Annotated in this window: 22 protein-coding genes; 4 read left to right on the top strand and 18 right to left on the bottom strand. The window is 39.5% G+C overall.

What is annotated here, in order from left to right:
- Positions 1–172 precede the first annotated feature (172 nt).
- Complete coding sequence (locus ACFIK2_RS09755; protein WP_375633374.1) at positions 173–538, top strand: hypothetical protein; 366 nt, start codon at positions 173–175, stop codon at positions 536–538.
- A gap of 44 nt (positions 539–582) precedes the next feature.
- On the top strand, positions 583–1,032 hold the full coding sequence (locus ACFIK2_RS09750; RefSeq protein ID WP_375677235.1) for a hypothetical protein: 450 nt from the start codon (positions 583–585) through the stop codon (positions 1,030–1,032).
- Positions 1,033–2,104: 1,072 nt separating this feature from the next.
- On the opposite strand, the gene ACFIK2_RS09745 is transcribed toward ACFIK2_RS09750, so the two are convergent.
- From ACFIK2_RS09745 to ACFIK2_RS09735, 3 genes are all read right to left on the bottom strand, one after another.
- Positions 2,105–2,878 (bottom strand): DUF4167 domain-containing protein, encoded by a 774-nt coding sequence (locus ACFIK2_RS09745; protein WP_375677234.1) that lies wholly within the window; start codon positions 2,876–2,878, stop codon positions 2,105–2,107.
- Between the two features lie 1,262 nt (positions 2,879–4,140).
- Positions 4,141–4,326, bottom strand: a complete 186-nt coding sequence (locus ACFIK2_RS09740; protein WP_375677233.1) for a hypothetical protein — start codon at positions 4,324–4,326, stop codon at positions 4,141–4,143.
- Between the two features lie 230 nt (positions 4,327–4,556).
- Positions 4,557–5,000: a hypothetical protein gene (locus ACFIK2_RS09735; RefSeq protein ID WP_375610680.1), complete on the bottom strand. Its 444-nt coding sequence runs from the start codon at positions 4,998–5,000 to the stop codon at positions 4,557–4,559.
- A 1,701-nt stretch (positions 5,001–6,701) separates the two neighbouring features.
- On the opposite strand from ACFIK2_RS09735, the gene ACFIK2_RS09730 reads away from it, so the two are divergent.
- Positions 6,702–6,872 carry a hypothetical protein gene (locus ACFIK2_RS09730; protein ID WP_375633301.1) on the top strand — a complete coding sequence of 57 codons (171 nt, stop codon included), beginning with the start codon at positions 6,702–6,704 and terminating at the stop codon, positions 6,870–6,872.
- Between the two features lie 242 nt (positions 6,873–7,114).
- On the opposite strand, the gene ACFIK2_RS09725 is transcribed toward ACFIK2_RS09730, so the two are convergent.
- The 15 genes from ACFIK2_RS09725 to ACFIK2_RS09655 form a co-directional block, all read right to left on the bottom strand.
- Positions 7,115–7,912 carry a hypothetical protein gene (locus tag ACFIK2_RS09725; protein ID WP_375617997.1) on the bottom strand — a complete coding sequence of 266 codons (798 nt, stop codon included), beginning with the start codon at positions 7,910–7,912 and terminating at the stop codon, positions 7,115–7,117.
- Positions 7,913–8,002: 90 nt separating this feature from the next.
- Positions 8,003–8,329, bottom strand: coding sequence for a hypothetical protein (locus ACFIK2_RS09720; RefSeq protein WP_375617996.1), 327 nt, complete (start codon positions 8,327–8,329; stop codon positions 8,003–8,005).
- Positions 8,330–9,028: 699 nt separating this feature from the next.
- Positions 9,029–9,394, bottom strand: coding sequence for a hypothetical protein (locus ACFIK2_RS09715; RefSeq protein WP_375617995.1), 366 nt, complete (start codon positions 9,392–9,394; stop codon positions 9,029–9,031).
- 138 nt (positions 9,395–9,532) lie between these two features.
- The gene (locus ACFIK2_RS09710) at positions 9,533–9,820 is read right to left on the bottom strand and encodes a hypothetical protein (RefSeq protein ID WP_273791311.1); all 288 of its coding nucleotides are present in this window, start codon (positions 9,818–9,820) and stop codon (positions 9,533–9,535) included.
- Positions 9,821–11,191: 1,371 nt separating this feature from the next.
- On the bottom strand, positions 11,192–12,196 hold the full coding sequence (locus ACFIK2_RS09705; protein ID WP_375677232.1) for a phage tail protein: 1,005 nt from the start codon (positions 12,194–12,196) through the stop codon (positions 11,192–11,194).
- Positions 12,193–13,332 (bottom strand): tail fiber domain-containing protein, encoded by a 1,140-nt coding sequence (locus tag ACFIK2_RS09700; protein WP_375634553.1) that lies wholly within the window; start codon positions 13,330–13,332, stop codon positions 12,193–12,195. The genes ACFIK2_RS09705 and ACFIK2_RS09700 overlap by 4 nt, the downstream gene beginning before the upstream one ends.
- A complete protein-coding gene (locus tag ACFIK2_RS09695) occupies positions 13,329–13,781 on the bottom strand; it encodes a hypothetical protein (protein ID WP_375677239.1) in 453 nt (150 codons plus the stop codon). The genes ACFIK2_RS09700 and ACFIK2_RS09695 overlap by 4 nt, the downstream gene beginning before the upstream one ends.
- Before the next feature lie 346 nt (positions 13,782–14,127).
- Positions 14,128–15,591, bottom strand: a complete 1,464-nt coding sequence (locus ACFIK2_RS09690) for a hypothetical protein (protein ID WP_375677238.1) — start codon at positions 15,589–15,591, stop codon at positions 14,128–14,130.
- Positions 15,592–15,721: 130 nt separating this feature from the next.
- Positions 15,722–15,868, bottom strand: a complete 147-nt coding sequence (locus ACFIK2_RS09685) for a hypothetical protein (RefSeq protein WP_375677231.1) — start codon at positions 15,866–15,868, stop codon at positions 15,722–15,724.
- Positions 15,869–16,082: 214 nt separating this feature from the next.
- Entirely contained in the window at positions 16,083–16,778 is a 696-nt protein-coding gene (locus ACFIK2_RS09680; RefSeq protein ID WP_375677230.1) for a hypothetical protein, read from the bottom strand.
- 83 nt (positions 16,779–16,861) lie between these two features.
- Positions 16,862–17,980, bottom strand: a complete 1,119-nt coding sequence (locus ACFIK2_RS09675; protein ID WP_375677229.1) for a N4-gp56 family major capsid protein — start codon at positions 17,978–17,980, stop codon at positions 16,862–16,864.
- Positions 17,981–18,221: 241 nt separating this feature from the next.
- Positions 18,222–18,995, bottom strand: a complete 774-nt coding sequence (locus ACFIK2_RS09670; protein WP_375677228.1) for a hypothetical protein — start codon at positions 18,993–18,995, stop codon at positions 18,222–18,224.
- 281 nt (positions 18,996–19,276) lie between these two features.
- Positions 19,277–21,127 (bottom strand): portal protein, encoded by a 1,851-nt coding sequence (locus tag ACFIK2_RS09665; protein WP_375677227.1) that lies wholly within the window; start codon positions 21,125–21,127, stop codon positions 19,277–19,279.
- Complete coding sequence (locus ACFIK2_RS09660; RefSeq protein ID WP_375631846.1) at positions 21,112–22,473, bottom strand: PBSX family phage terminase large subunit; 1,362 nt, start codon at positions 22,471–22,473, stop codon at positions 21,112–21,114. Before ACFIK2_RS09660 ends, ACFIK2_RS09665 begins: the two co-directional genes overlap by 16 nt.
- Before the next feature lie 658 nt (positions 22,474–23,131).
- Positions 23,132–23,473: a hypothetical protein gene (locus ACFIK2_RS09655; RefSeq protein WP_375677237.1), complete on the bottom strand. Its 342-nt coding sequence runs from the start codon at positions 23,471–23,473 to the stop codon at positions 23,132–23,134.
- Positions 23,474–24,267: 794 nt separating this feature from the next.
- On the opposite strand from ACFIK2_RS09655, the gene ACFIK2_RS09650 reads away from it, so the two are divergent.
- Positions 24,268–24,423, top strand: a 156-nt coding sequence (locus tag ACFIK2_RS09650; protein ID WP_375677236.1) for a helix-turn-helix domain-containing protein, incomplete at its 3' end; no start/stop codon positions are given.

The raw sequence follows: 24,423 nt of genomic DNA, 5'->3' as shown, positions 1-24,423 counted from the left end.
GGAACCCGCATCTCAAAGGGGAACCCGCATCTCAAAGGGGAACCCGCATCTCAAAGGGGAACCCGCATCTCAAAGGGGAACTAAAAAACTTTGAAAGCGTTTAACAGTGAAGAAGCCCCTAGGCTGACAAATTGGAGTCCGCGCTGTCAACCTGTCATTTGGAAAATAATTGATGAATCCCCTTGTTTTTATCCTCTTATTAGTTTCATGTACAGATGATTTTAATAGTTGCTATTCGAACAATACAATGGTTAAAATCTATCCCACGGCTCAAGCTTGTGAACAGTCCATGGTCCCGTCCACAAAAAAGTTTGCACTTTATGGACAACAAATTTTTGCTCAATGTATAAACGTACACCCCAATTTACATCAACAAGAAGTAAACTTGATCTGGTCTGTAACAAACCATGGAAATTTCCTGCTTAAAAGCCAAAACGTAAAGGACAAGCTGTCTACAGTCCAGAAAGAAGATATTTTACCAACATCGCTTCCTCTTTTGCATTCTTCTTCCACAAACCTCTTGCACAAAAAACTTTAAAAGCATAAACCCATCAGATCTCAAAAAAATAATCAATGAAAGACATGATGGATAATAAGCGAATGCAACCTTCAAAAGACCATCACACAGAGCAAAATTCTCTGCCTCAAGATCTCCCTTTAGACCCTGCTGTAGAACGAGTAAGAAAAAAACTTATGGGTTTAATGATTATTTCCGTTTTAATAACGCTTTTCCTTATTCTAACCGTACTGTTTTTAATTGTTTATAAAGTGATAACAACCGGATCAGCGCCAAAACAAACAGAGCTATCTTCCTCTCTCAGCAAAAACCCACACGTTATCCATCATACGCTCTCTCTACCGGAAAAAACACAGATTTTGTCGCAAAGCCTCTCAGAACACAATATTGTACTGAAAGTTTTAACCCCTGATGGACAAACAAAATTTATGATTTACAATTATCGCACCGGTGCACTTGTCTCCATTCTTTCTATTGAAACAACAAAAGAGAGAACGAAGATAATGCCTCATTAAGCAAACTAACATCAATAAGCGCTGACATAGCATCCTTGAAGGTTTAAACATTTTCTGCAAGCCGGCATTATCACACGCTTTGCCAGCGCGTGGGTGTTGCTGACAATCCTTGGCGCTAGAGAGAGAGTTCATAAGAGCCATTTTTATTCCTTTCTTATACAAATTTATCCACACGGGCTCTCCCCCCGCTTGCAACGTGCAGGCGAATGTTTTTTGTTGATTCAACATGGAACAAATTTGGAAATGAGAGAATTCTAGGGGTTTAGGGGCTCTCACCTAACATTCAAAACAATGAATTATTATTATAAATCAATGTGATAAGCATTAAATATTCACCACACGGGCGACGGCGCGTTTTTTACTGTATCCCCTCACTTAAATCTTGGAAAAGAAGCAACCTTTCTGTCAACGCATTCCCATTTTTAAGAAAACTGACATCACTTGGGAAAAGCTAATAAACGTGCAAGAAATACCTCTTCTTGAGTGTAAAAATTCAACATATTAATTTATAGTGATGATTTATTTTGCATGTCAAACGAGAATCTCAAATACTGTAAGATTCTCTCATCTCAAATCTATTTATGATGAAGCTCATCAAAATCATTTCCTCACATATCCTAGCAAGGAAATCGATGAATAAAATACCTCTTATGAATGATCCGCTATCAAAAGAAGAACTGTTGCAACATTGAAAATTAAAGCAATAACGCCCAGCTTACATCTTTTATTAAGCAAAGATAGCCGATGGATTTCACATGATAGAATTCATGAACACCAGCGCGAAATGGGCATGAATACATTGAATATAAGTGTGAATTAAATAAAACAACGACATTGCGTTCTTCATAAAAGAACTGCCTCTTAAAATACACGGATGTGGTTTTCTCTATATCCCCTTACTTAAATCTCAGCAAAGAGGCAATCTTTTCTGTCAACAGCCTTCGTTAAGTTTCTGATACAGCCCCATGAAAACTCAAGGAAAGCGCAAGAAGCTTCTTGAGCATATTATAATTTATTATCATGATGCCAATAACATCACCACACAAGCGGGCTTACACAGCACCCTTCAGGTTTAAACATTTTCCTCTGCCTCAAGATTGACCACTCGGCGACGGCGTGGTTTTCTCTGTATCCCCTCACCTAATCCAGGCAAAGAAGAATCCTCTTTTGTTGCTGTTTTTGTTGCTGTTGATGCATCTCCATTGCTAGAGCTTTCTGCTGTTGTAAGTGAAAGCTCAAGAGATGATTCATCTTGAGTCCGTACAGTACGTCGACGAGGAGAACGACGTATTTTTTTGACAGGTTCAACATTTTTCTCAGAGAGGCAGTGCTCTTGATCTGTTTTTTCATCCGATAGAGCCTCTAAAGCGTTTTCACGCGCATCCCCATTTTGCGCTTTATCATATTGGCCATTGCCATTTTTTTGCGACGACATTTGTAATACATCTGTATCACCCTCGACAGCATCCTTTTTTTCACCATCAAGATTTATTTCACCGCATTCTTGCCCATTGTTTTCATCACGATTTTCGTTTTCATCACCACGATTTTCATCACGCCGAACCGATTGAGACATTTGCCCAGTTGCTGCTAAAATAATACGCAAATAGTGCTCGGCATGTTGTAAATAATTTTCCGACATAACACGATCGCCTGCACCTTGTGCATCACGCGCAAGGCTTATGTATTTATCGGCAATTTGCTGAGCATTCCCGCGAATTTTAACATCCGGACCGCTACTTTCATAATTGCGAGACAACGGATTAGGACCGCGACGATTATTATTGTTATTACCATTATTGTTATTATTGCGACCGCGTACCCGTCTATTTTGTTGTGGCCTCATCTTTATCCCTTTTTGGAGTGTTTGTCTTATGTGTGTCTTAATTGACGCTTCCTCATTGCATTATCTTTTGATAATGCTGATCATGTTTAACATACGATTATCAAGCTATCCGCGTTTATTTCACTCAAACGAACCCTACTGATATTGATAAAAGCATATATTTTCTTGAAAATCACAAAACAGCAGGGAAATCGTAAATCAAAAATTCCCTTTTTCTCTGTCAAACAGCAGAAACCTAATGATGTTCACGTAAAATGCCAAGTGTTTTTTTTAAAATAAACCATATTTCACTAAAAAAATAATTATCTTGTGGAAAACAAAAAGGGAAACACACATATAACACCCCTGACAAAGAAAAAATTCCTGCCAGAGAATAGTATAAGCTTCCTTTTTTGCTCTAAAACCACCGCTCCTAAAAACGCCGATATCCTCTACCCCCTCGTGCATTTAACTCACAAGCACTTCCATCCCAACGAGTCACTGCGCGAACCTCTTTATTTTATAAATATAGCCTCTCTTCATCGCTAAAGCAACCCCTTGCGAGCGATAATCCACGATCGCCTCACAAAACCTCTTAACTTTTATAGATAGATTAACACGAAGTATTATTCAAGCCCTATAATCACCAAGAGATCAATCTTCTTTCCCAAACAAGTCAATGATACTATCAATTTTTATTTTAACCCATAGAGTTTTTAAGTTAATCACAGTTTTTATTTATAACAAATTGAGCTTAAAAACAAAATATTTAAATACAAAAAAATATCAAATTATGAAAAAAACGACCAATATGTCACACTTTTTTAAAAATCAGCTTCTTCTCAAAAAAATACCCTCCTCAAAGCCTATCAATAAGAATGGCCTAACGTATTTCCTTACTTATCTTTTCTGATAAAGAAAACTAGAATTATAAAACAAGCACATTTTTAAACCCAGCACAGCGCTTTACGCATGAAGAAGCGGTAAATGTTTATAAAAGGAATGTTTTTTTACTCATTTTTGTCATGTCTATTGACTTACACCCTCAAAGAAGGAAGGTTCTCAAATCACACTGGTCTGTTAACAATGAAAATACTTATAAAATTCATACACTGAATTGATTTGTAATGATAATTCATATTTTTTGTGTTGAGTAAGAAAATTAATATCGTAGGATTTTTCATCCTCAATCTGTTTGCTGTTGAATCAATCTCTTTTTCTTGCATGTTACATGTGGGAAAACCTGCGTGGAGTAAAAACGATAAAAAGACTAAAAGTGCCTCTTATGAACCGTCTCTAAGGCTAAAGGGCTGTCGAGAGGCACCATTGGGAGCGAGCAAAGTGTGAGATAGTACCAGCTTACTCTTTTTTAAACCATAAAGATGAACTTTCTTTATAAATTTTATACATTTCATAAGGGTTTTACCATTATACCATTCACCAGAACCATCACGAAATGGATTTCCCACACTCGTTATTTCCCTTAAAAAAGCGCAACAAATCCTCCTGAAACTCCACCACGCCCCCTTAAACATTTCAAGGAAGCCATCCATACCTTATGTCGCCACACCTTAAATAAGAAGTGCGATATAACAAGATAAATAAGTCAAATTTCTACTGCTCTTGAGGCAGATAGTAATTTAAGAGGTTTTTATCTTTTCATCAAAATTCGCATCCTTTTAACTTTCCATATAAAAACTTAAAAGTAATTGCGCCTTTTGCCTGTTTTATTTTCTCTTTCATTCAGAAAACAGTCTCGTAAGAGAAAATAATTTCCATCCCCAGGACGGACCCTCGTCAAACATTGTTTTTTAGCACTATCAGAAAGCTTATCCCACATTTCACGAATAGCAAAATAGGCCTCACTTTCCAAATTAAGACAATGCTGATAAACCTCTCTTTTCATATCGGGCATAACGGAAGCAGAAATTTCCTTGCAATATACGCGTAGATCAAAAACAGGAATAACCAATTCAACGGGTGCTTGTTGTGTTACTTTTTTATGAGAAGAAAAATAACTAACCACCTTTGCAACAACAAAACACAAAAACACTATACAAAAAAGTATTATGCAAACAAAAGCAATCTTGCGATATAATCTTTTGAAATAAGCCTTTTGTCTTGCTCGGATTCTTTTTTCCATAAAGATTGTACCCTTTAATATCCCAAGAGAAGCTTTTACAGCAAAAAATGATAGAAGTATCTGTGTACACAATACAGGTTATAGCCGCAAACGATCAAGACTCTTATGTCAAAAGACTCTCTTTTTTATCGTATAATTCTTATCGTATATAATTCTTATGAAACACTTTTCTCATGCCCTTTATGAAAAAATAGGGATTATGATTTTCTTTCACCACCTTAAAAGACGAAGATTCTTCATCCATGCGGCTTTATAAACAATTCGTCTTCTTTAAGACATGTCATATTGATTTATAAAGAGTATTTATTGTTTTGCACGTTGAATGAGAAACCCTAATACCACAGGATTCTCTCATCCTAAATTTGTTTTCTGTTGGAACGATCAAAACCATGTCGCTTGCAAGTTACAAGCGGAGCTGGTATGTGGATTAAAAACTGTACAAAAAAGGCATATGCCTCTTATGAATCGTCTCACGAACCAAGGCTTTCGTAACATTGGAAACTGGAAAAATATATGAGAGTACCAACCTGCACTTTTATGAAGCATAAAGATGAGGGAGTTACCTTATAAGTTTTATACATTTCATAGGGGCTTTACCCCTATACCATTGACGAGTGTTCTTGTAAAAGGGACTTGGGAGTGGGATATCTCTTTAAAAACAAGTCCATGAATATGCAATAAATGTATATTCGGAGACAAATAATATTTTAATATTTGAGGCATTCTGTTTTTATGTGAGAGGCATGATCCCAAGAAGACACACGATACATAAAAGCATAAGGCATTATCTTCATTATTTAAATAATATTGCTATAGATAGTTTTGAAAATTATAAAGGAAAAAGATGATAGTCCGAAGAGTGATTGATATGACTTTATATTTTTTCTCAATAAGGTTGTCTTCCTATTTCAGAAATCACTCAAATACAGCCCTCATCTGGCATATATAAAGTCTAGCTTACAAAAGCTGGAATCGCTCAGAGAGTTTTGCCCTTCTGAATCCGTAAGGCTCTCATTCTTCTTTCTCTCAAACATGCTACAGCTTTGAAATTTGATGTTGATTGACAAGCAACAAAAAAAGCTCTGCACTCTCTTAAGAAAACAACGCCTTAAAGTTACATACATAATGGATTGGAAAGATGTCCTAGCTTTTTATCAAACGCGCTGTAAAACAACGAGCGTAACATATTAGCTTTGCTTATCCCAAAAATGTTCATCCCAATCTCTTGTATCCAAATCTCTTATATCTCAATCTCTTGCATCCAATTCCCTAGCCTTCAACTCCCTAGCCTTCAACTCCCTTGCATCCAATTCCCTTGCATCCAATTCCCTTGTGTCCAATGCATAAAAATCAAGTTGAAGAAAATATATGGACACCCCTGAACTCGAAAATATGAAAGGAAGGCGTGACAGAGTTTCGCGTTCCTTTGTCATGCAAAAGCATTAGACATTCTGAAACAAGCACACTTACTGTCTCGTAATGATTCCTTTTTTCTGCTACCGGTCAAATCCCTTTATTTAGAGAATTGGCTATCACAAGTTATGCAACAAATAGCGCTATATGCAACAAACAGAACCTGATTTATATCCGCATGGAATTCGTTCCAGTTTACATGATTGGCTCGCAAAATCCACTTGACTTTCCCCTTTGTCTTTTCCCCTCATGGGATCTCTATCACCATAGAACAAAAAGCGATATTTTATGACGCTTTATGGACAAAATCCCCACCGCCCGAAGAGTTCATCACATGACGAAAAAAACACTCCCCATATTCACCACACACAAACACTTCAATATATAAAACTTACATGCCTTCTATCACCGCACTCTCAAAAAGCAGCACGACAACAAGATAAGAAATTATTGATGTAAAACTCCAAACAAAGAAAAAAACGGATTTTCTAATCGAGGTAAACAAATACTGTTAAATCAACGCTTCCATTTTTGATGATGTCACACCTATGCTTTATAGCACCCCTATCACACTTCATAATACCGAAAAATTTTCTCTGCCCTACGCACTATACGCATCAGAACCAATCAAATAAAACAGAAATGCGCTATCTTCCTACTTTTTTGTTTTTGATTAAATAGCAAGATATAGCTGTAATTCTTTAAAGAGCTTCATACCATAGATTCATTTTATACATAATATCATCAACAGAATGTTTGTATGTGCTGCAGGAAGAATCCCCAGAACGCTCCATATGACCACTGGATGAAGAGCTGTTACAGGATTCTACAAGAAATGCCAGTGACATTGGAGATAACGCATCCTCGCTATCAGAATAATAAGCTGATAAAAAAGTGTAATCTTGTGAAGGAAGTGTCCCCGAATTTACTTGTGATGGAGCGGCAACAAAAAGAGAATTAAAGGTTCTAGGACCAATGACAATATCACCATTCGCTTGCCGCATAATACTTCTTGCAGAGTATATATGATTTGTATTGATTGCCCCCAGCGAAGCCCATTCATCCTGCCATAAATATGCATAATAAAGATCCATAACTTGTTCATGTTGAACAACGTTGTCAGCAGACATGGCTGTATCAAAGAGTGAGTTAGGAACATAATAAAAATTTATATCTGGAATAATTTCATATAGCCAGTACGTTTCATCAGGATTATTAGCAATCTGTTGCCGCGCCATTCTGTAAACTGCATCCATATTTGCAGTTGTAGACACAAATGCTGAAGTCTGTTGAGCAAGAGAGTGCCCAGTTACATGATGTATGATATCCTGATCATCCCCCCAAGGGGCAAAACCTCCTCCAAAGAATATAACAGATGGAGAGCGATCATCTATACGGAAAACCATATGGGGAGGATCAATAGCATATGACAGATTTACATCTGAAAAGAAAAAAAATAAAACTGTCACTAAAAATACTGAGAATGCTCTTTGAAACATTTTTATACCTTTGATATACACTCCATATTTTATACCTGTAACCTCTTGAAGCGTTACAGATATAAAAAGGGAGAAAAACCCCTATTGATCTTATTTTAAAGTGATGGCTAAAACCCTTTTTGCTGGCACATGACCCGCTTCAAAAATAACCATTACTTTTCTGTTCAAAATGACTGCGGTTTTTGCCAAATCCAAAATACTTTTTCCAACAATGTTATCACAGCCCCAAACACCTTTTTGAATGTCTGAAGTAGGGCTGATACCGTATCTGAGCTCTAGGAGACATTGTGCTCCTGCGCTAACGACTTGAACCGAATTAAGATAACCGTTTTGTTCATAAACTCCAGCATGAGAAACACCTGTTGTTAATGCTATTATCACCAAAACGATGGATATTTTTTTCAAAAAGCTTTTCATAATTTACCTCTTTTAAATTTATTGCAACGGACATGAAATGCATCCCCATGCAATCTAATGGATATTTTTAACCTCCTCGCCTCCTTAAAGACGAGAATTTTAACCAGCTTTAGCCCGTGATAAGACTGCCTCATCTCAGTCTATTCTTACCTCTATCCCCGCTGTTGCACGATTTATTTTACAGGCTCTACAGCAAAGCCTTCCCTTATTGATGCCGCGTGAATGATGACTCATGCACACAACAAAACACCGCATGCACAAGCTCTACCATTGGCGATATCTACCACTGACAATGTCTGCCATTGTTAATGTACGTGCACTCTACGGATTCAAAATGTGTCTATGATTTATTGCCTATCGCAAGCGGCATACTGTCAACAAAGACAATTAAGACACGTATTTACAGCCTCACTAAGCTTAAATCTGTCTAACACCAAACGCTAGAATGAAATTGCCATCTAAGCTCAAACGACGATTGATACAAAATCACTCAGTTTAAAATAGAATCAACTGTAGTTGAATATCTTAAGATAGATCCTCAATACCGATAACTCATGAATTCTGTAAAACATGAACGATTATACTCTGAGTAAAAACTGTAAATCAGAAAACTGCTAGGGTTAAAATAGCCTTAGTGTAGAAGATTGACCATTTTCCAAGCATCGCCTATTTAAGTCACAACGAATACAGATAATACGCTTAATTATCACGCACTCTCAGCCCTCGAATAACATTGATTGAATAGTTACTTCTGTAACAAATATCAACGAATTGCGATGTACTGTAAGCTCTATAGGCCAGCTCAACAATCTCAGGACTTTGAATATGAAATGTTCTTCCTACAATTTTTGACATTTCTGGCTCTTCTGTAGGCCTCGTTTCTAAAACAGAGAGAATATTTACCCCTTGCAAATTTTTATATGGAATGACAGAAATATTATTGATGATTTGTGAGCGAACCATTGTTCCGCCGATATCTGAACAATCATCTGAAATAGTCCACAAACGTGCAGAAGCTGGTCCAGTAAGACACAAAGCTAAAAATATTAAAATCAATTTTTTCATTATAGAATACCTCTTTTTCATTTTTGGTTGATCAAAAAAATAAATGCTCTATGGACAGGCAAATAACTATCCTGTTCACAACTATCTATCTCACTGCTTTAAAGGAGCTAAATCCCATAGAGACACAAATCGAGATGGTTAATCACCCATCGTTTTACTTTTATCCGCTTCTTCAGCGTCTTGTTTGTGTTTCACATCTTCAAGATCTTTGATAATCGTTTTCAATTGTTGTTCTAAAATATCCAAACGCTGTGTAAGTTGGAGAATATTTTGAGTCTGTATTTTATCAAAACATTGGAGATCTTGACGTGTTTGCTTCAACAGAGCATTCAAAGGAGCATGTCCCATTCTTCCGCTAGCATAAAGAACCACACGAATACATTCAGGATCATCAATATCAGCAATAGAAAATGGAAAAAGTGCCATTATATCCCCCTTTTTGATAAGCTAAACGCGTATTAAGCATTTGAATATCTTTTTCCGTTGTACGGCTCTTGCATTTCTCAGAAAACCTCTTGAAAAAATTTCCTCATCGAAAATTTTTACAAGACATTTTTTTAGATTATACCCTGTTTTCCACCTAAAATGTTGACTTTATCACCTGAAACCAAAGAAAAATGTTTGACCACCTTGCATGCTGTGTTAGCTTTCCCCAAAGGACAAAACCACACCGATCTTTAAATAATACCAATCAATAAACAATGGTTTGTCAACAATCTGGCTTCGTATCTAACAGATTTAACTTGGCTTACCTTCAAATGCATCCTTGTCATGCATCCCCTGTCCAGAGTTACTCTACAAACAACACTGCTTTAGGAATACGTACAGATGAAAAACACCCCATGCATAAAATTTTAACCGCATCTCAAACAATGGTATTTTACAACACAACGGAACAAACTATTGTCTTACAGATTTTCTCGTATCACTCTCATTCTGTTTCAAGAAGTTTCCTGACAAGTACAAAATGCATCTAAGAGAGTCAATTACTCACCATGTGTTAAACGCATCGCCAAAAGACTTCGCAAACCCAGCGCCCATTTTGAAAAAAAGAATGCTTTTTGCATACACGCTCTACCCAAAAGAGGGAGAGTACCATTTTGCCTTTTCTCGCTTTAAATAAACATATCCGTTGACCTCTTCCCGCCACCTCAAAAGACAAAGATTTTAGCCCCACATCGGTTTATAAAACAATCCAACTACTCTGAAGGGATTCCGTCTGCTGCTCACTTATATGATTCACTTGCATAAGGCTTAACCAAGCAAGCCCTCCACTGAATAGATGTCTCTTCAATACTTAAATGGATCAAGTATTGTATGTCTTATTTTCCTTATATCACCAGCTTCAATAATAGTGTTTTTATGACGGTGTTTGACGGCATAACATAATAGAATAAATTTTACCCATGGGCTTTTTGTCATCGCACAGCAGCGCTTTAAACCCAACGCTTTAAACCCAACGTTTTAATAATGTATCACGATACCACAAGAGAGAAGCATTTTGGATAAAGTCTTTATTCCTCAGCAAAAACTCTATGAATAAAGAAAGGGTTTTTGTTCTCCCCCTACCTTCAATAATCACTGTCTTGATCCTCTAACGAACAATAGGCAAACTTACCTTTAGACATCCAACAAAGGCAGCACAAAAAATAAAAAAATAAAGAGAGTTGAGTTTTTTTCTAAAGCGCCTCAAAACTTTCTACACAATATATTCTATAAGACTTTATATTCAATAAGACTTTTTTTCATAACAAATATTTTGTAAGTATTTTTATCTTTCTCTCAAAGCTTTCATTCTCAGGCTTTGACAGCATAAACCACCGCCATATTGACGGGGCGTGTTTCATCTCCCCCTGTTTTTTGCAACAAGACCTTATGTTCATGCTCTCCCGCAGCCTTCGTTAACCGATCTTTATTGTAGACTTGAGCCAGATGTCTATAATATTCACCGTGATTCATATCCCAAACTACCTCGTCAATCATTGGATAACTATGCTGGTGGTTACCTGTTGAATCTGTTTTTCCTTCATGGGTATGAGATTTAAAAGACTCTTCTTGTCGACTTCCCAAGCGACGTCCTTTATCAATTTCTTTTCCACTATCGAGCCCCCGTAAAAACATTCCACGCAAATCGGGAACATTGAATGTTGTTCTCCCATCTCCTTTTCCCCATGTTTCTCCCAAAACAGCAAAAAGATTGGCATAGTTCCTTCGCGAATATTCTTTACCATCACAGAGTAACCATCCAGAGGGTATTTTTTCTGTAGCAAAAGTCCCAATAAATCCAGAAGAAAAAGTTTCAGGCAAAGGAGGAAAGGGAGGGATTTCAGGAAGTTTTATAGTAGGATTGGTTAAAAACCAGCCATCAGCATTTTTTCCGGCAATATCACGCGTATAGACGACTTCATAAAGCCCCCCCTTTTGAATTTCTCCGCCCTTTAAAGGCATAATACCCTCTGGCGTTGCCATATAAGTTGGTCGTGGAAGTAATTGATTCAAAGAAATATTTGTTATTCCTCTATTGACGCCTTGTGCTTTAAAGCGCACAACAATGCCATCCATATAAGTCTCAAAAAAAGACTTTGTTGCCAAACGAAGTGACGTTCTCTCGTTTTCCACATCGACAGTAAACTGTGTTTCAATCCCGCCCCCATTATCCAACAAATATTCTTTGATGCGTTGCATCATAGCGCGAGCACTATCATTGACTGTGCTTGGCGGTTGCCCTTCTGCCCAGTTTATATTCTCGTCGACATAAGCATTTTCTGATGCAATAATTGACCAATCATAAATCGAACTCATAAAAGATACTCTTTATTCAAAAAGGGAAAGCGAGCAAAAAATGAAGAAAAGAAAGCCGCAATTTTATTTTTAGATGCCGGTATTTTCTCCCCTTTCATTTTTTCCATTTTCAGTCCTATTTTGTCATAATCAACATGCAATAACTTTGTTTTCGCATTGACATAAACAGCTTCAGGGTTCACACGCAACACGTCTTGCGCCATAACGCCCTGATAACGTTGTGGATTTCCCTTATAATTAAAGGTATAAAGTGGATATCCCTTTTTCTGCCCCACAGGGATAATATTTTCTTTTGCTCTCACGTCACAAAGCCCTAAAATTCCTCCGACCAATCCAAGTACTTGCTGCGCATCACGCAATGGATCTTTTGTCACAGAAGGCATTGTCGTGGATTTTCCTGAAGTCGTTCCGTAATTTCCAGCAGCCTGTGTTCCTACCTGTAACAAACTTTGCAATCGGTTCCAATCTTGATTATCTTTTTCTGACCATTTTTGGCGTTCAGCATCTAAGACATTTTGGCGGTTTATATCTTGAATCATACCCCCTTTCAAAGCATTGCTTTGCACGTTACTCTGTCCTTGATAATAGCTATTTGCCGCATTAACTTGATCATTCTGAGAGCGATCAATCATCTGGTTTGCATTCATCATATTGTTAATATCTTGATTATATTGCTGTGCTGCAGCATTTGTTGCCAAGGCGCCTAACTCATCGGCCAGCACACCAGTATGAGCCCCAGAGCCATAACGTCCTGCTCCCGACATCGATTGATTAATTGCATCGGACGTTTTATTCAGAGCATTTTGCAATGCAGTATTAAATTTACTATTGCTTCCAATCCAGCTTCCCTTAGCCATACCGGAAAGATTTGTAGCGCTGTTGGTTGGTGCACTCAACCATTGCGTTACCGTTGGATTGTTATAGAGCCCTGCTGCTTGTTGTAAACCGGTCAGCGCATTTTTTGTCATATTGCTAAGACCAGCGACTCTGTCTCCCTGATAAACGTTTCCGCCAATTCCTTTATTATAAAGTCCAAGTGCATCAGCACTGGCTTGTTTAAGAATATCAGCCGCCCAAGCAGGTGGAGCATTTGTTTGTGTTGTTGTTTGCACTTGAGGTGTGGTTTTTCTACTCATGGGTTCAGAACCTTTCTATATTGAATAAGATTACGAGAATATCCGTGATGATCGAGCTTTTTCGCCCATCCAGTTCTTCCAAACATGTGCATTTCTTCAGCATTAATTGTTCGCGCCCATTTTTCGACTTCATCAATCAACTTGACCAATTTCAGCCCTCCCTCTCCAGCAAGATCAGAGAGAACGACGCATTTTTTCCCCGTATGGGTTATTTCAACTTTGGTAATTGCAAAAGCACTAAATTGGATTTTATTTTTTAAGACCAGCCACAATTGTGCTTGTCCTGTAGCGATTTCTTCAGCAATTTTTTCCAGACAAACATCATCCGGAAAGCGCTGAACATATTTTTTCAATGCAGCATTGAGAGCCTCTTGATAGGGAGCTATTTTTTCCCATGGCCACTGCTCTGTCAGATAAGCAGAATATAAATCTTGACTCTCTTGTATCATAATTTTAGCTCTTTTAGCTTTGTCATTTCCCTCATTTGAGCAATACGCATCCCTACGCATTTCACGCATTCCATGCCCCCCGCACAATAAAAGAAAAAAGCCCCATCATCCCTTTGTCACAACAAAGGGGGAACTTTTTTCTTTATAAAAATAAACCATTGTGCAGCCTATTTTTCCTTTATCGCAGAAAAGCATGAAACATAACGCACCACCTTGTTCTTCATATTATAAAGACACAGCTTATCGCATTGTGCCTTTGTTTATAAAGGCTTGGGAAGCCTATGGGGCATTTGTTCTTTAATAATAGAGGTTTGAGCCTATCGCATGGTATTACAAAAGGGCATGCCTATCGCATGCCGGCCCGCGTCAATTCCACATCAAATCCAGTGACATGAGTCCAATTCACCCCTTCAGGAATGCGCAATTTAAAGCGATAAAACCGTGCCCTTGCACGACAATGAATTTGTCCAGTATTATAAGAGGGCTGTTTTTCTGGCAACCAAACAGTTTCCTCTTCAAGAGATTGTCGAAAGCGCATTCCCACAGACAAATAAAACTTTCCACTATTGACTTGAGGCATAATATTTTTCACTCGTGTTATCATGCCATTTGTCTGTCCCATTTCTTGTGATGTCACGACACAAGCCATAGGACACCCAGAAAACGAACCCAGTCTCCCCTGTTGATCAAATGCCCCCAGAATAGGCGATTCATTTTTCCAAGCTTTACTATCAAGAGAAAAGGATAAATCGTCAATATTCTTAGTCACAAAATCAAGACCTTCCAGGGTTGTTCCGGCTAAGAAAATAGGCAATACCATTTTGATATCGACGAGAGCTTTTGTCCATTTTTGCAACCCCCAATCATAAATGAGCAAGATACGTTTATGAAGATTCTCATCAGAATCAACCATCCAATAAACACGATTATACACCCCATCGATAGCAGCAGATAGAGTGTACAGATTATCCTTCCTTGATTTTGCGGTCATCGTTCGATCGACTTTTTCGAACCCAATGGGTATAATCTGTCCCTCATTTGTTATTTGATAAAACCCGCCCTCATCGGCAAAGAATGCTAAATCGCCTCTACAAACAATTGATTCAGCATTTTTTGCGCCTCGTTTATCGTGGATTTTTTGGAAACTAAAAATAATCTTAGAGCCAGGGATAAAAGAACCGGCATAGATTGCAGAACGCATAAAGATAATTGGATTTGTTGTCTCCGTTGCCCCTTGGACGAATCCGCCATCAGGAAAATCTTGATAATCACAACTTTTTTTCCCCACGGTCCAAAATTCAGCATCATTTAATCCAGACCAATGAACCCTTCTTGGATGCTCGGTTAATTTCATCAAACAAATGAAATCTCCCCAGATTCGAACAATCCCTGCCTGTGGTGGATTTCCTCCTAAATTTCTAAATGTTTTATCATGGTTAATATCAATCACTTGTGGTTTATCATTGGCATTCACCGCAATGATAAAATCACCAAACAAAGCAAAAGACCACGGAGCATCAACATTAGCCAGATAAGATTTTCCTTTTTGGCTAATATCTTTCCAGTTCATTGTTGTATTATCAAGTAAGTAGATTTTATCTCTTGTCCCGACAATAATAGAAACCCCATTTTTTGTTTTAACCGCAAGAGTGCCTAAGATTGGCTCCGGACAAGGCTCTGATAAAGGTTCAAAACTTGGCATAGGGATATAGGAGCCATCCGCCGGGAGCACATTAACAAGTTCATCGGTAAAAATTCCATTGATATCCGCCACATCGGGTCGATAATCAGCGATTGGGAAAAAAGCCATCAAGACCCCCATAAAATCTTTGAAGAGCCCAGTGCCATTCAAAACACCAAGGCTTATTGATAAAAAAACCACAAAAGCCCTTAAAACTCTAAAGGCATAAAATTCAACAAAACAAACAACCTAAAGTTGTTTAACACACCGAAAAAACGATACCATCAATAATGGCCACCCCAGTGCCATCCACCAGCGCCAAACCAAAATCAACTGCTCGGCCCCCCAATAACTGGAAAAAGAGCCCTAGAACTCTCCATAAAATCTTTGAAGAGCCCAGTATCATTCTAAAACACCAAGGCTTATTAATTGAAACCACAAAAGCCCTTAAAACTCTAAAGGCATAAAATTCAACAAAATAAACAACCTTAAGTTGATTAATTCATCGAAAAAACGATCCCATCAATAATAGTCTACCCAACGCCCTTCACCATCAATACCCAACGCGCATCCAACCATAAGGGATAAACCAGCCATAAACGATTTGGAAAAAAGCCTTTTTAAAAACGCATTGGGCGAATCTTTGAAGAACCTTTTCGGCGCGATGTTTCAATGCGCAAAGCTTGAAGCTGTTCTTGAAAATCTCTGAAAGAAACGGCAGCATATTCGGGATCTTTAAGAATATTTTTATAAAGTTCATATTTTGCCCGTGCTTTAATAAGATCAAAAGCATAAATCAACCAAGGATTATCGCTTTCTTTCAGCTGTTCATCGGCAAAATGAACAGGAGCATAAGAAAGCTGTACAGTTTCCATATGTTCTGGTGTTGGAAAGAGTCCTATTTTTTGATCAAGGCACGTATAAAAGAATGGCGTTCCTAGCGCAGGATGCATACCATATTGTTGATGCAACACTTCCAAGGGCTTAAAGAACAACTTTGTTGGTGTTACATTCTTTGTTGCTAAAAAGACGCCCTCTAAACTCTTTTCTGATTCAATAAAAACTCCCTCTTCTTGCCCATACCATGTTTTACCACTTTGTGTTTTAAACGTCCTTTCTCTTTTTTCATTAAAGAAAAAGGGTTCGCATTCACACACACGCAAAGCTGTAAAAATTGAATCTTGAATTTGCAGGGAATATTCCGCTGTTGTATCGTCAATTTCATCTTGAATAAGGGCGACCATATAAGCAAAAGTTTTAGAATGGTCTGACTGTGTAAGGTTTAGATTTTTGGGATCAGTGGATAAAGTGGTCATAAGCCTGTCCTTGTTTCTGGAAGCATTTTAAATTTTTCCCCCAACAGATCCCTCTTATTGGGGGAAGTCAGCAAACATTCGCTTTAAGCAGGTGCTCCATAAGTTGGGATGACGATAGTGCCAAAATCCTGAGCCCCTTGCGTACTTCCTGGCAAGGTAAAGCAAGTTTTTTTCATACCAATAATGGTTTTTGCCGCGACCCCGAATTCTCTTTCATAGTCGAAGAGTTCTTCCACCAATTTATAGCGTGTCGCCCCTCGATCTTTACCAAAAGCAATCACAGCACTCTGCGCACCAAGCAGAACAGCACGACGCACATTTGGTACAGCTTTATTTGCCGTCCCAGATTCGACTCCTTCGGTAATATGTTCAGCTTCGCGCAAAACCACACCATTATACATGCCCAAAGATCCATCATAGAGCGGATTTTTGATACGACTTCCACTATAGATTGCCTTAGTAATGTCGAGCCATTGCCCCGCATCTGTATTGGTTCGCAATTGCGTCACTTGGGTTGGATGAAGATAAAGCACATAGACATTTTCCCCATCAATCCGCACGGGTCTAATTTTTGGATTTGCCAATTTAGCCCGTTCAACAGCTTTATCAACCAGATCAAGATCAAAAGTATCATTTTCTTTTAAATCTTCATCTTTTGTTTTTCCATTAGGGCGCAAAATGCGTTTATCGGTTGGTGCCGTTGGCGCATTAAAACCATAATGAACAGGTTTAAGATTAATCGTACGTCCCTCAAAGTTAATAGCTTTAGCGGTATATCCACACACTTGAACGAAGAACATCATACTCAAACGATCTGCATACCAATCAACCAAGCCATTTTTTGCCTCGGTGCGCAAATCATGGAGAATTCGCTGTTGATCAATCGTCCCCTCATTTTTGACACGCACAGCATGAACGAGTTCATTAATTGCCAAGCGATCATTGAGAAACTGTAAAGCTTCTTCATTGCCTTCCAATGTCTGCCCTTCGCTCACCCCATCGCCTAGCAACTGCACACGCAAATTAAAGCTAATAGCATCCCCACTTGCTTTCGTGGTTTCATCTTTTAATTGTACGATACTGTTTGAATCATTTCCAATCAACGGTGCAATTGGAAGTGCTTTTGAGACTTCTTGGTTTAGTAATTTAGACCATGTGCGCACTGCCATTGGGTCATTAAGTCCGATATAAGTTACAGTCATTTTGTCCTCTAAAAGTTTTATTGACATAAAAAACCCGGCAAAGCGCCGGTTGTTAAAACACCACATTTCATTTCAAATGGTGAATAGGTTGTTCGTGAGTTTTATCTAATTTCTGTTAGCGTCTGCCTCCCCCTTATAAGAGCTCTCCTCTTCACATCCGTGTTTGAGAAATCCCCTCGCATTCTCCTGCGCTAAAAGCCTCTTAACATTCCCGCAAAAAACACCTGCCACATTCTTGTTTTTAAAATTCTCTTCCCCCCATTAAACGATTAAAAGCGGCTTTATTTTTAGGATCAGCAACCCAAGCGCTAAACTCTGCTTCTGACATTTTATCAAGCATATCCAAAGAAATCGGCCCATTTGGCGTTAAACCGTTATAAGCAGCAAGAGTACGTGCAGAATTGTGTCTTTCCTGTAAATTTTCACCCATGTTATTCGGAACATTTGTGTAGCCAATTTTTTGTGCGATCGTGTAAATCACTTCAGCCGGATTTTGATTTTTTTGCGCACAATCGCGCAAGATCTGCTTCAACTCATCACCAATCAACGCATCAATATTTTTGGGGTCTGCCATCTCAGGATAGAGCGAAGCACAAGCTGCCAACTGTTTAGCCCTCGTTTCATAAATAAAATCAGCCGCTTGATCAAAATCATGATGCTTTTGTTTAACACTGGCAACAGACTGCTGAAAAAACGCATGCAACTGTTCTGCTTCGCGAGCCAGAGAAGGCTGTTGTTTTTCATGTGCAAGCCCTTGTTTTTGGAGTGTTTTTCCCAACCATTGCATATAGCCCATGAAGTCTTTTTGTGGATCTGGTGGAACATCTTCTCCCCCTTGAACCTCTTTTCCAGCCTTTTGCGAAGAGTCCTGTTGTTGATGCACTTGCCCTTGGAAATTATCTTCAAGAGTTTTTTCTTCTCTTGCAATTTCACCATCTTCTCCCTCTTGTGTTGAGACCAGAAAATCTTGTTTCAATTGGTTTTGTTCTGCCGGCGTTAAGTGTTCTTGATCCATGACATTAGCCTTTTCTTTTTTTAAACAATAAAATCAAATTTTTCAGATAAAACAGCCCCATAAGCACTTATCCCCTCAATGCTCTCTCATCATTTAGCACCAACATTCCCCCAATGCTCTCCACCCCACATGACGGCAAGCCTCCCTCTCCACCCTACTTTTCCCAACAACACTGCCCTACAAAACAGTTCTTTTAAGAAAAGGGAGCCCATGCACTACGAAAATCGATAAGCAATTTATGATATATGGCGTTTATCAGAAGTCACGCATGACAAAGCACCCTATTGTTGAGCCTTTGCTGTCTGCAACATCTGCATTATCTGCTCTGTCCCCACATTATCCCCCATCTGCGCTGAGGCATTTTGCTCTTCTTGAAAAGAGTTTTGCGCCTTTATCGCAATTTTATGAATAAGTGAAGCTGGTAAAGGCGAATAGCGTAAGAGATCGAGCATAATCTCAGGCGTTGTAAAATTTTGCATCAAAGGCAGCAATTGCATGATCAGTGCAAAAGTACGCTCTTTTTCATTAAGACTTGTTGGTGCATCATCCACGACAATATCATATTCCAAGCTTGTCACCATTTCGCGTGTCAGCGGCACATACTGGGCATTTTCATCACCAGCAATACGCACCAACCGCCCATCGGACAGATAATTTTGAATAAGATAGAGAATAATTTTTCCCTGCCGTTGCCGATATCGACGCAACCCATCAAAAAAGGAAGCCAAAAGATTAAGTGACGATTGCCGCCGTTGTTGTTCAAGAATGCCAGGCTGATTGACAGCTCGCGTCCCAATAAATTCAGAAGACAACCCCGTCACCTGTTCGAGAGCGCTCTTTGCTTCATTAAACAATTGAAAAAAACCTTGCGGAAATTGCGCCACGGGTTTAGGCTGGATTCTTCCGCCAGAGACAGCCCCACTTTTCAACCAAGTAATGCTATCGGCTCTAGCCCAACTCTCGAGGGCTTGTCGATCATCATCAAAAGCATCGCGCTCTGCCATAATTCCGCCTTTTGATTGGCTATTGAGCAAATGCATTACTTGACTAAAATATTTGTTTGCCCACCGTTGCGGATCTTTTGTTGGCTTAACAATTCCGTAAAATTGCCGACTTAACTTATCAAAAGTACCGGTAATACACTCCCATCCCAATTGATTGGGTGGAACCAAGGGCTTATCAGGCGCTTCAAGCAGCTTTCTACCTAAAAATGCCCGTTTGACAATTTTTCTGTTCAACCTTGTTGCCTGGACATGAGGAAAGGTTTTGCTTAAATTTTGGAAATCCTGCTCTGAATAATCGACAAACTTTCCACTTAGAGGCTCGAGGACTTTATAAACCACCTCGCGTTCAAACCAGCGACATTCTACCAATGTCACCATTTTAGGACGTTGATAGCCGCTCCCCTCTTCTCCTTGATACCCCCTCTCGGACTGATAACTTTGTGTCATCCCATCGCTGGTTGAATGTAAAAAACTCTGATGTTTAACCCAATCAGCATTAAGATCGCTCCAATGAACATTGGGAAACATTTCCTGCGCCACAGCAAGGGGTTTTTCATCAATATACCATAAGCGTTGTGCATCAATAAGATTAGGCTTGACAGAACTTGCATCCCACACCATTTTCATAGGGTCTAAGCGCGCAATAATTGGTTTTCCTTGTGGATCTTCTTCATAATCAAGGCGTGTATCTGTCCACCCCATTCCGCAAATAATTGCATCTTGAAAGGCATCAGAATCTTCGTATTCCCCATCGGCTTCATCACGAAACCACTCAGCCGCCCCTGTCAGAATCTGGTTCGCAAAGGCAGCCCCTTCTTGTCGTGGGATAAATTGCACTTGCCTTTTATTATTGCGCTCAGCCCCAATCACGGCATTAATTAAAGGCGCAATACGGTTAAAAGTCATCACGGGTCTGTTTTGTTCGTGCAAGACAGCCAAGTCTTGCTCATTCCATTGCCGTCCATTATAAAAATCGTAATCTTCCTGGGCATTTTTTCGCCATTTTTCGACATGATCAATATCATCCTGATACCAACCCACGAGTTTTTTAAAGAGAGCTTGATTTTCAAGCGTTTCGATTTGATTAAAAGAAGAATCTGTAGACATATTCATTAAAAAGCCATCCATGAAGTTTGAGAATGGTGAAACGAGCGATAAGGTTTTTTTCGCGCTTTAGCATTTGGCTGTTCATAAGCCACACACATCAGTCCAAAGGCATCGGCCCCATGGCTTGCCCAATCATGTTCAGCGCCTAGTCCGATATTGCGCTGTTCGTCGCGCTTTTCATGATACCAAGCAAGCGCTTTTCTGCCCGCACATGTCGTTTCACGATTAAACCATAGTGCAGGAAACAACCGCCGTACGGCTTCGATACGCATTTTCACAGCGCCAGTTCCTTGATTAGGAATTATTTTGGTTTGAAAACCGGCTTGTTGAAGGGCACTTTCAAAACTCACATTATAGACACGATCTTTTGTTGCGCCATCATGAGGCAAGACCATAAGAGCCTTTTCATATCCCCTTTGAAAGACCCAGCCCACATGCTCTGAGAGAGGTTGTCCTTGGGCTTCATAATAATCGAGCACTCGGATTTCCCGTCCAACGAATTGCGCCACCCACAATGCGGTAGCATCGGCCTTTGCTCCTGTTCCCCCGATATCCCAAAAGATTCTCACCTGCATCAAAGGATCACGTGGAACAGTTGTAATCCGCCCTTCCATTTCGGCTTCGAGAAGACATTTCTGATAATAAGCCCCTTGGACAGCTTGGAGATATTCGCCTTCCCAAATATGGTTATACTGCTCTGGTCTTTGCTGCAAATCGTCCATTCGATCACGATTAAGTTTTTCAGGAAATTGCGGATTATCACGCCAATTGATTTCCACCCCTTTGATATGAGGATTATCGACATTTCGGAAACGCTTTTCCACGGCTGCATTTTCATGGCACGGGTTCCATGTCACCCATAATTCTGCATTCCAATCTTTTCCTTCTTCGCGCAAAGTTGGAATAAGGGTTTGCCAAGCAGTTTCGGTCACGGGCTCGGCTTCATCGACCCAACAAAGGAAAACGCGCCCCATTGATTTAATACTTGCGATATTGCGATCAAGCCCAGCAAACACATAGACGATCCGTCCATCTTTTGACTTAATATATTTATCGCCGATTTCATAATAGTCTTGTAAAAAAGGATAAGATTCGATAGCGCGTTTAATTTCCTCCAAAGAACTTTCATTAAGAGAATTTTGAAATTGCCGTGCACAAAGAATAATCCCGCGTTCTCCAGCCATTCCATGGCGATATCCCACCACAGCAGACATCAAAGCAAAAGAACGTGTTTTTCCAGAACCGCGTCCTCCCCAAGCGGCTCGCACATCGGCATTTCCAGTAAAGACAGGAATAAGCTTTGGAATAAGAGCCACTTGAGCCGTTTTCTGCTCAATTTTTTGAGAAATTTTCTGAACAGTTGTCATTATAAATTTTCATACTTTAGCAATAATTGCGCTGCACCCTTTTGCTTATCCCAAGTTTAATGATCCCAGAGCAATTGAACGAAAAGAGCAATTGAACGAAAAACGCCCTTCTCAAAAGCAGCGCTTTATCTTTTCTTCATCCTAATATTCAATAAATTTCACTTTTTTGCATGAGATCCCCTTGACCCCACCTATGCGCCCCAAGCCCCCAAGGCACAAAAGCCCCACCCCCTCAAACACCGCGCCTGTCATCCCCCAACCACAAGCACGGCATCCCCCAACCAAATCATAGCCTCAGCACATGGCTCTCAGGCATATCCAAAGCCCAACATCCTCCAATATCATGCCTCTCAAGCATCACCAATCCTCACACTTTATCCCCCAAGATACCCCCACCAAAACACATGCATCAGGCAAGCATAACACTTCTCTCAAGTTTCATGCCCCTCACCCATCAAAACACTGTTCCATATCCACCACACAAATACCTTGCACCAAACCCTCCAGCACACGGGCCCTTACGGCATCATTCACCAAAGCCCCTTCTCAATATCACGAGCGCCCACAAACACGATAGCCTCCGCTTCAAGCCCCTCAAGATAGGTAATCACCAAAGCAGCCCCCTTGCAAGACATCACCCCACATCATCCACCTCAGCCTAACATTTTTCAATATCATAAGCCTCAGTTATCGAGGTATCATGCTTCTCCGGTTCACTATTTTTTGCATTCACTGGTACAATCTCAATACGCGAAACTGTTTTAACCTGCCCTTCTCCAGCCTCCTGAAGAGGCAACACTTTTGCAAGAAGCGAAAAAAACGGTACGGGATTATTGAGAGCATGATACTGAAGATAAGACACCAGCCCATCTTCACCATAGTGATATCCAGCCTGCTCCGCCGCTGTCAAAAGAGCTTCATTAAATCGCTTTGTTGTTTTATTTAAAGTCCCTTTTTTCCGCCCTCTTCGACGTAAGGGAAGACAATGTTCATCTACCATCATCATGTTCCTTCCAACTAAAGAGAAACCAAAACCTCAAACACAAAAAATGACATAAAAATCAGCAACAAAATTTGACAAGCATTCAAAAATTAAAAAAATGGGACACACCCAAAAAGATAAGAGCCCACATAAAGCCCAAATCCTCCGCTTCATTTTACAGATTCACATTTTTACGCTTTTACATCATTACAGAAAAAAGCCAAATGAAACTCAAAAACCGCCATCCCCACGCCCCTCTGTAAACACGGGTCTGCAACAAGCTGATTTCTCGTCTATCAGATTTCCCTGCTGATTATTTCATATGGCTATCCCACACTTCAAAGAATGGTGTTTCATCAAACACGCCAGATAAGCTCTGATCTACAATTCGACTTCAAAAAGCAAATTTTCCTCTGCTGAATAAAGCTTCCACCCCGCACCGGTTTTAAACTATCATCCAACCTCTTCCCCAGTAAATTCCCCTACTAACATCAGATTACCACCCCCCCAAACATCCCTATTTTACAATATAACAGACTAGAAAATCTTTTAATTGTTCTTGCCAATCCCTTGAAATTACTTTATCACTCAAAGGATATATTGATCGTCCACGCAACGATCAATAAGGGATAGTAAAGCCCTAAGCTCTAGCGTAAGAATGAACCCACTTTGTGGGTGTCCCGGGATTCCGGGAGTTTTTGCTATGTCCAGGTGTGATAAGCACTAAAAGCAAAAATGCTGACTAGAGCTCAGTACTTTACTACTCCCGGAATACCAATGCGAGGGCGCTCGCAACCGGAGGGGGGCTTGAAGTGCAAACTAAAAATTCACATTTCAACGACATTTCAATAGGTAAAAAGATCCGTCATAGAAGAATTTCAATGGGACTTTCTCAAAAGGAATTAGGAAGCTATTTAGGTGTCAGTTTTCAACAAATCCAGAAATACGAAAAAGGATCTAATCGTGTA

It is taken from the genome of Bartonella sp. AP88XZML, assembly GCF_042195565.1.
In the GTDB taxonomy this organism is placed as follows: Bacteria; Pseudomonadota; Alphaproteobacteria; order Rhizobiales; family Rhizobiaceae; genus Bartonella.
Note: the sequence above shows the minus strand (reverse complement) of the source record. Positions and strands in the feature narration are given on the sequence as shown.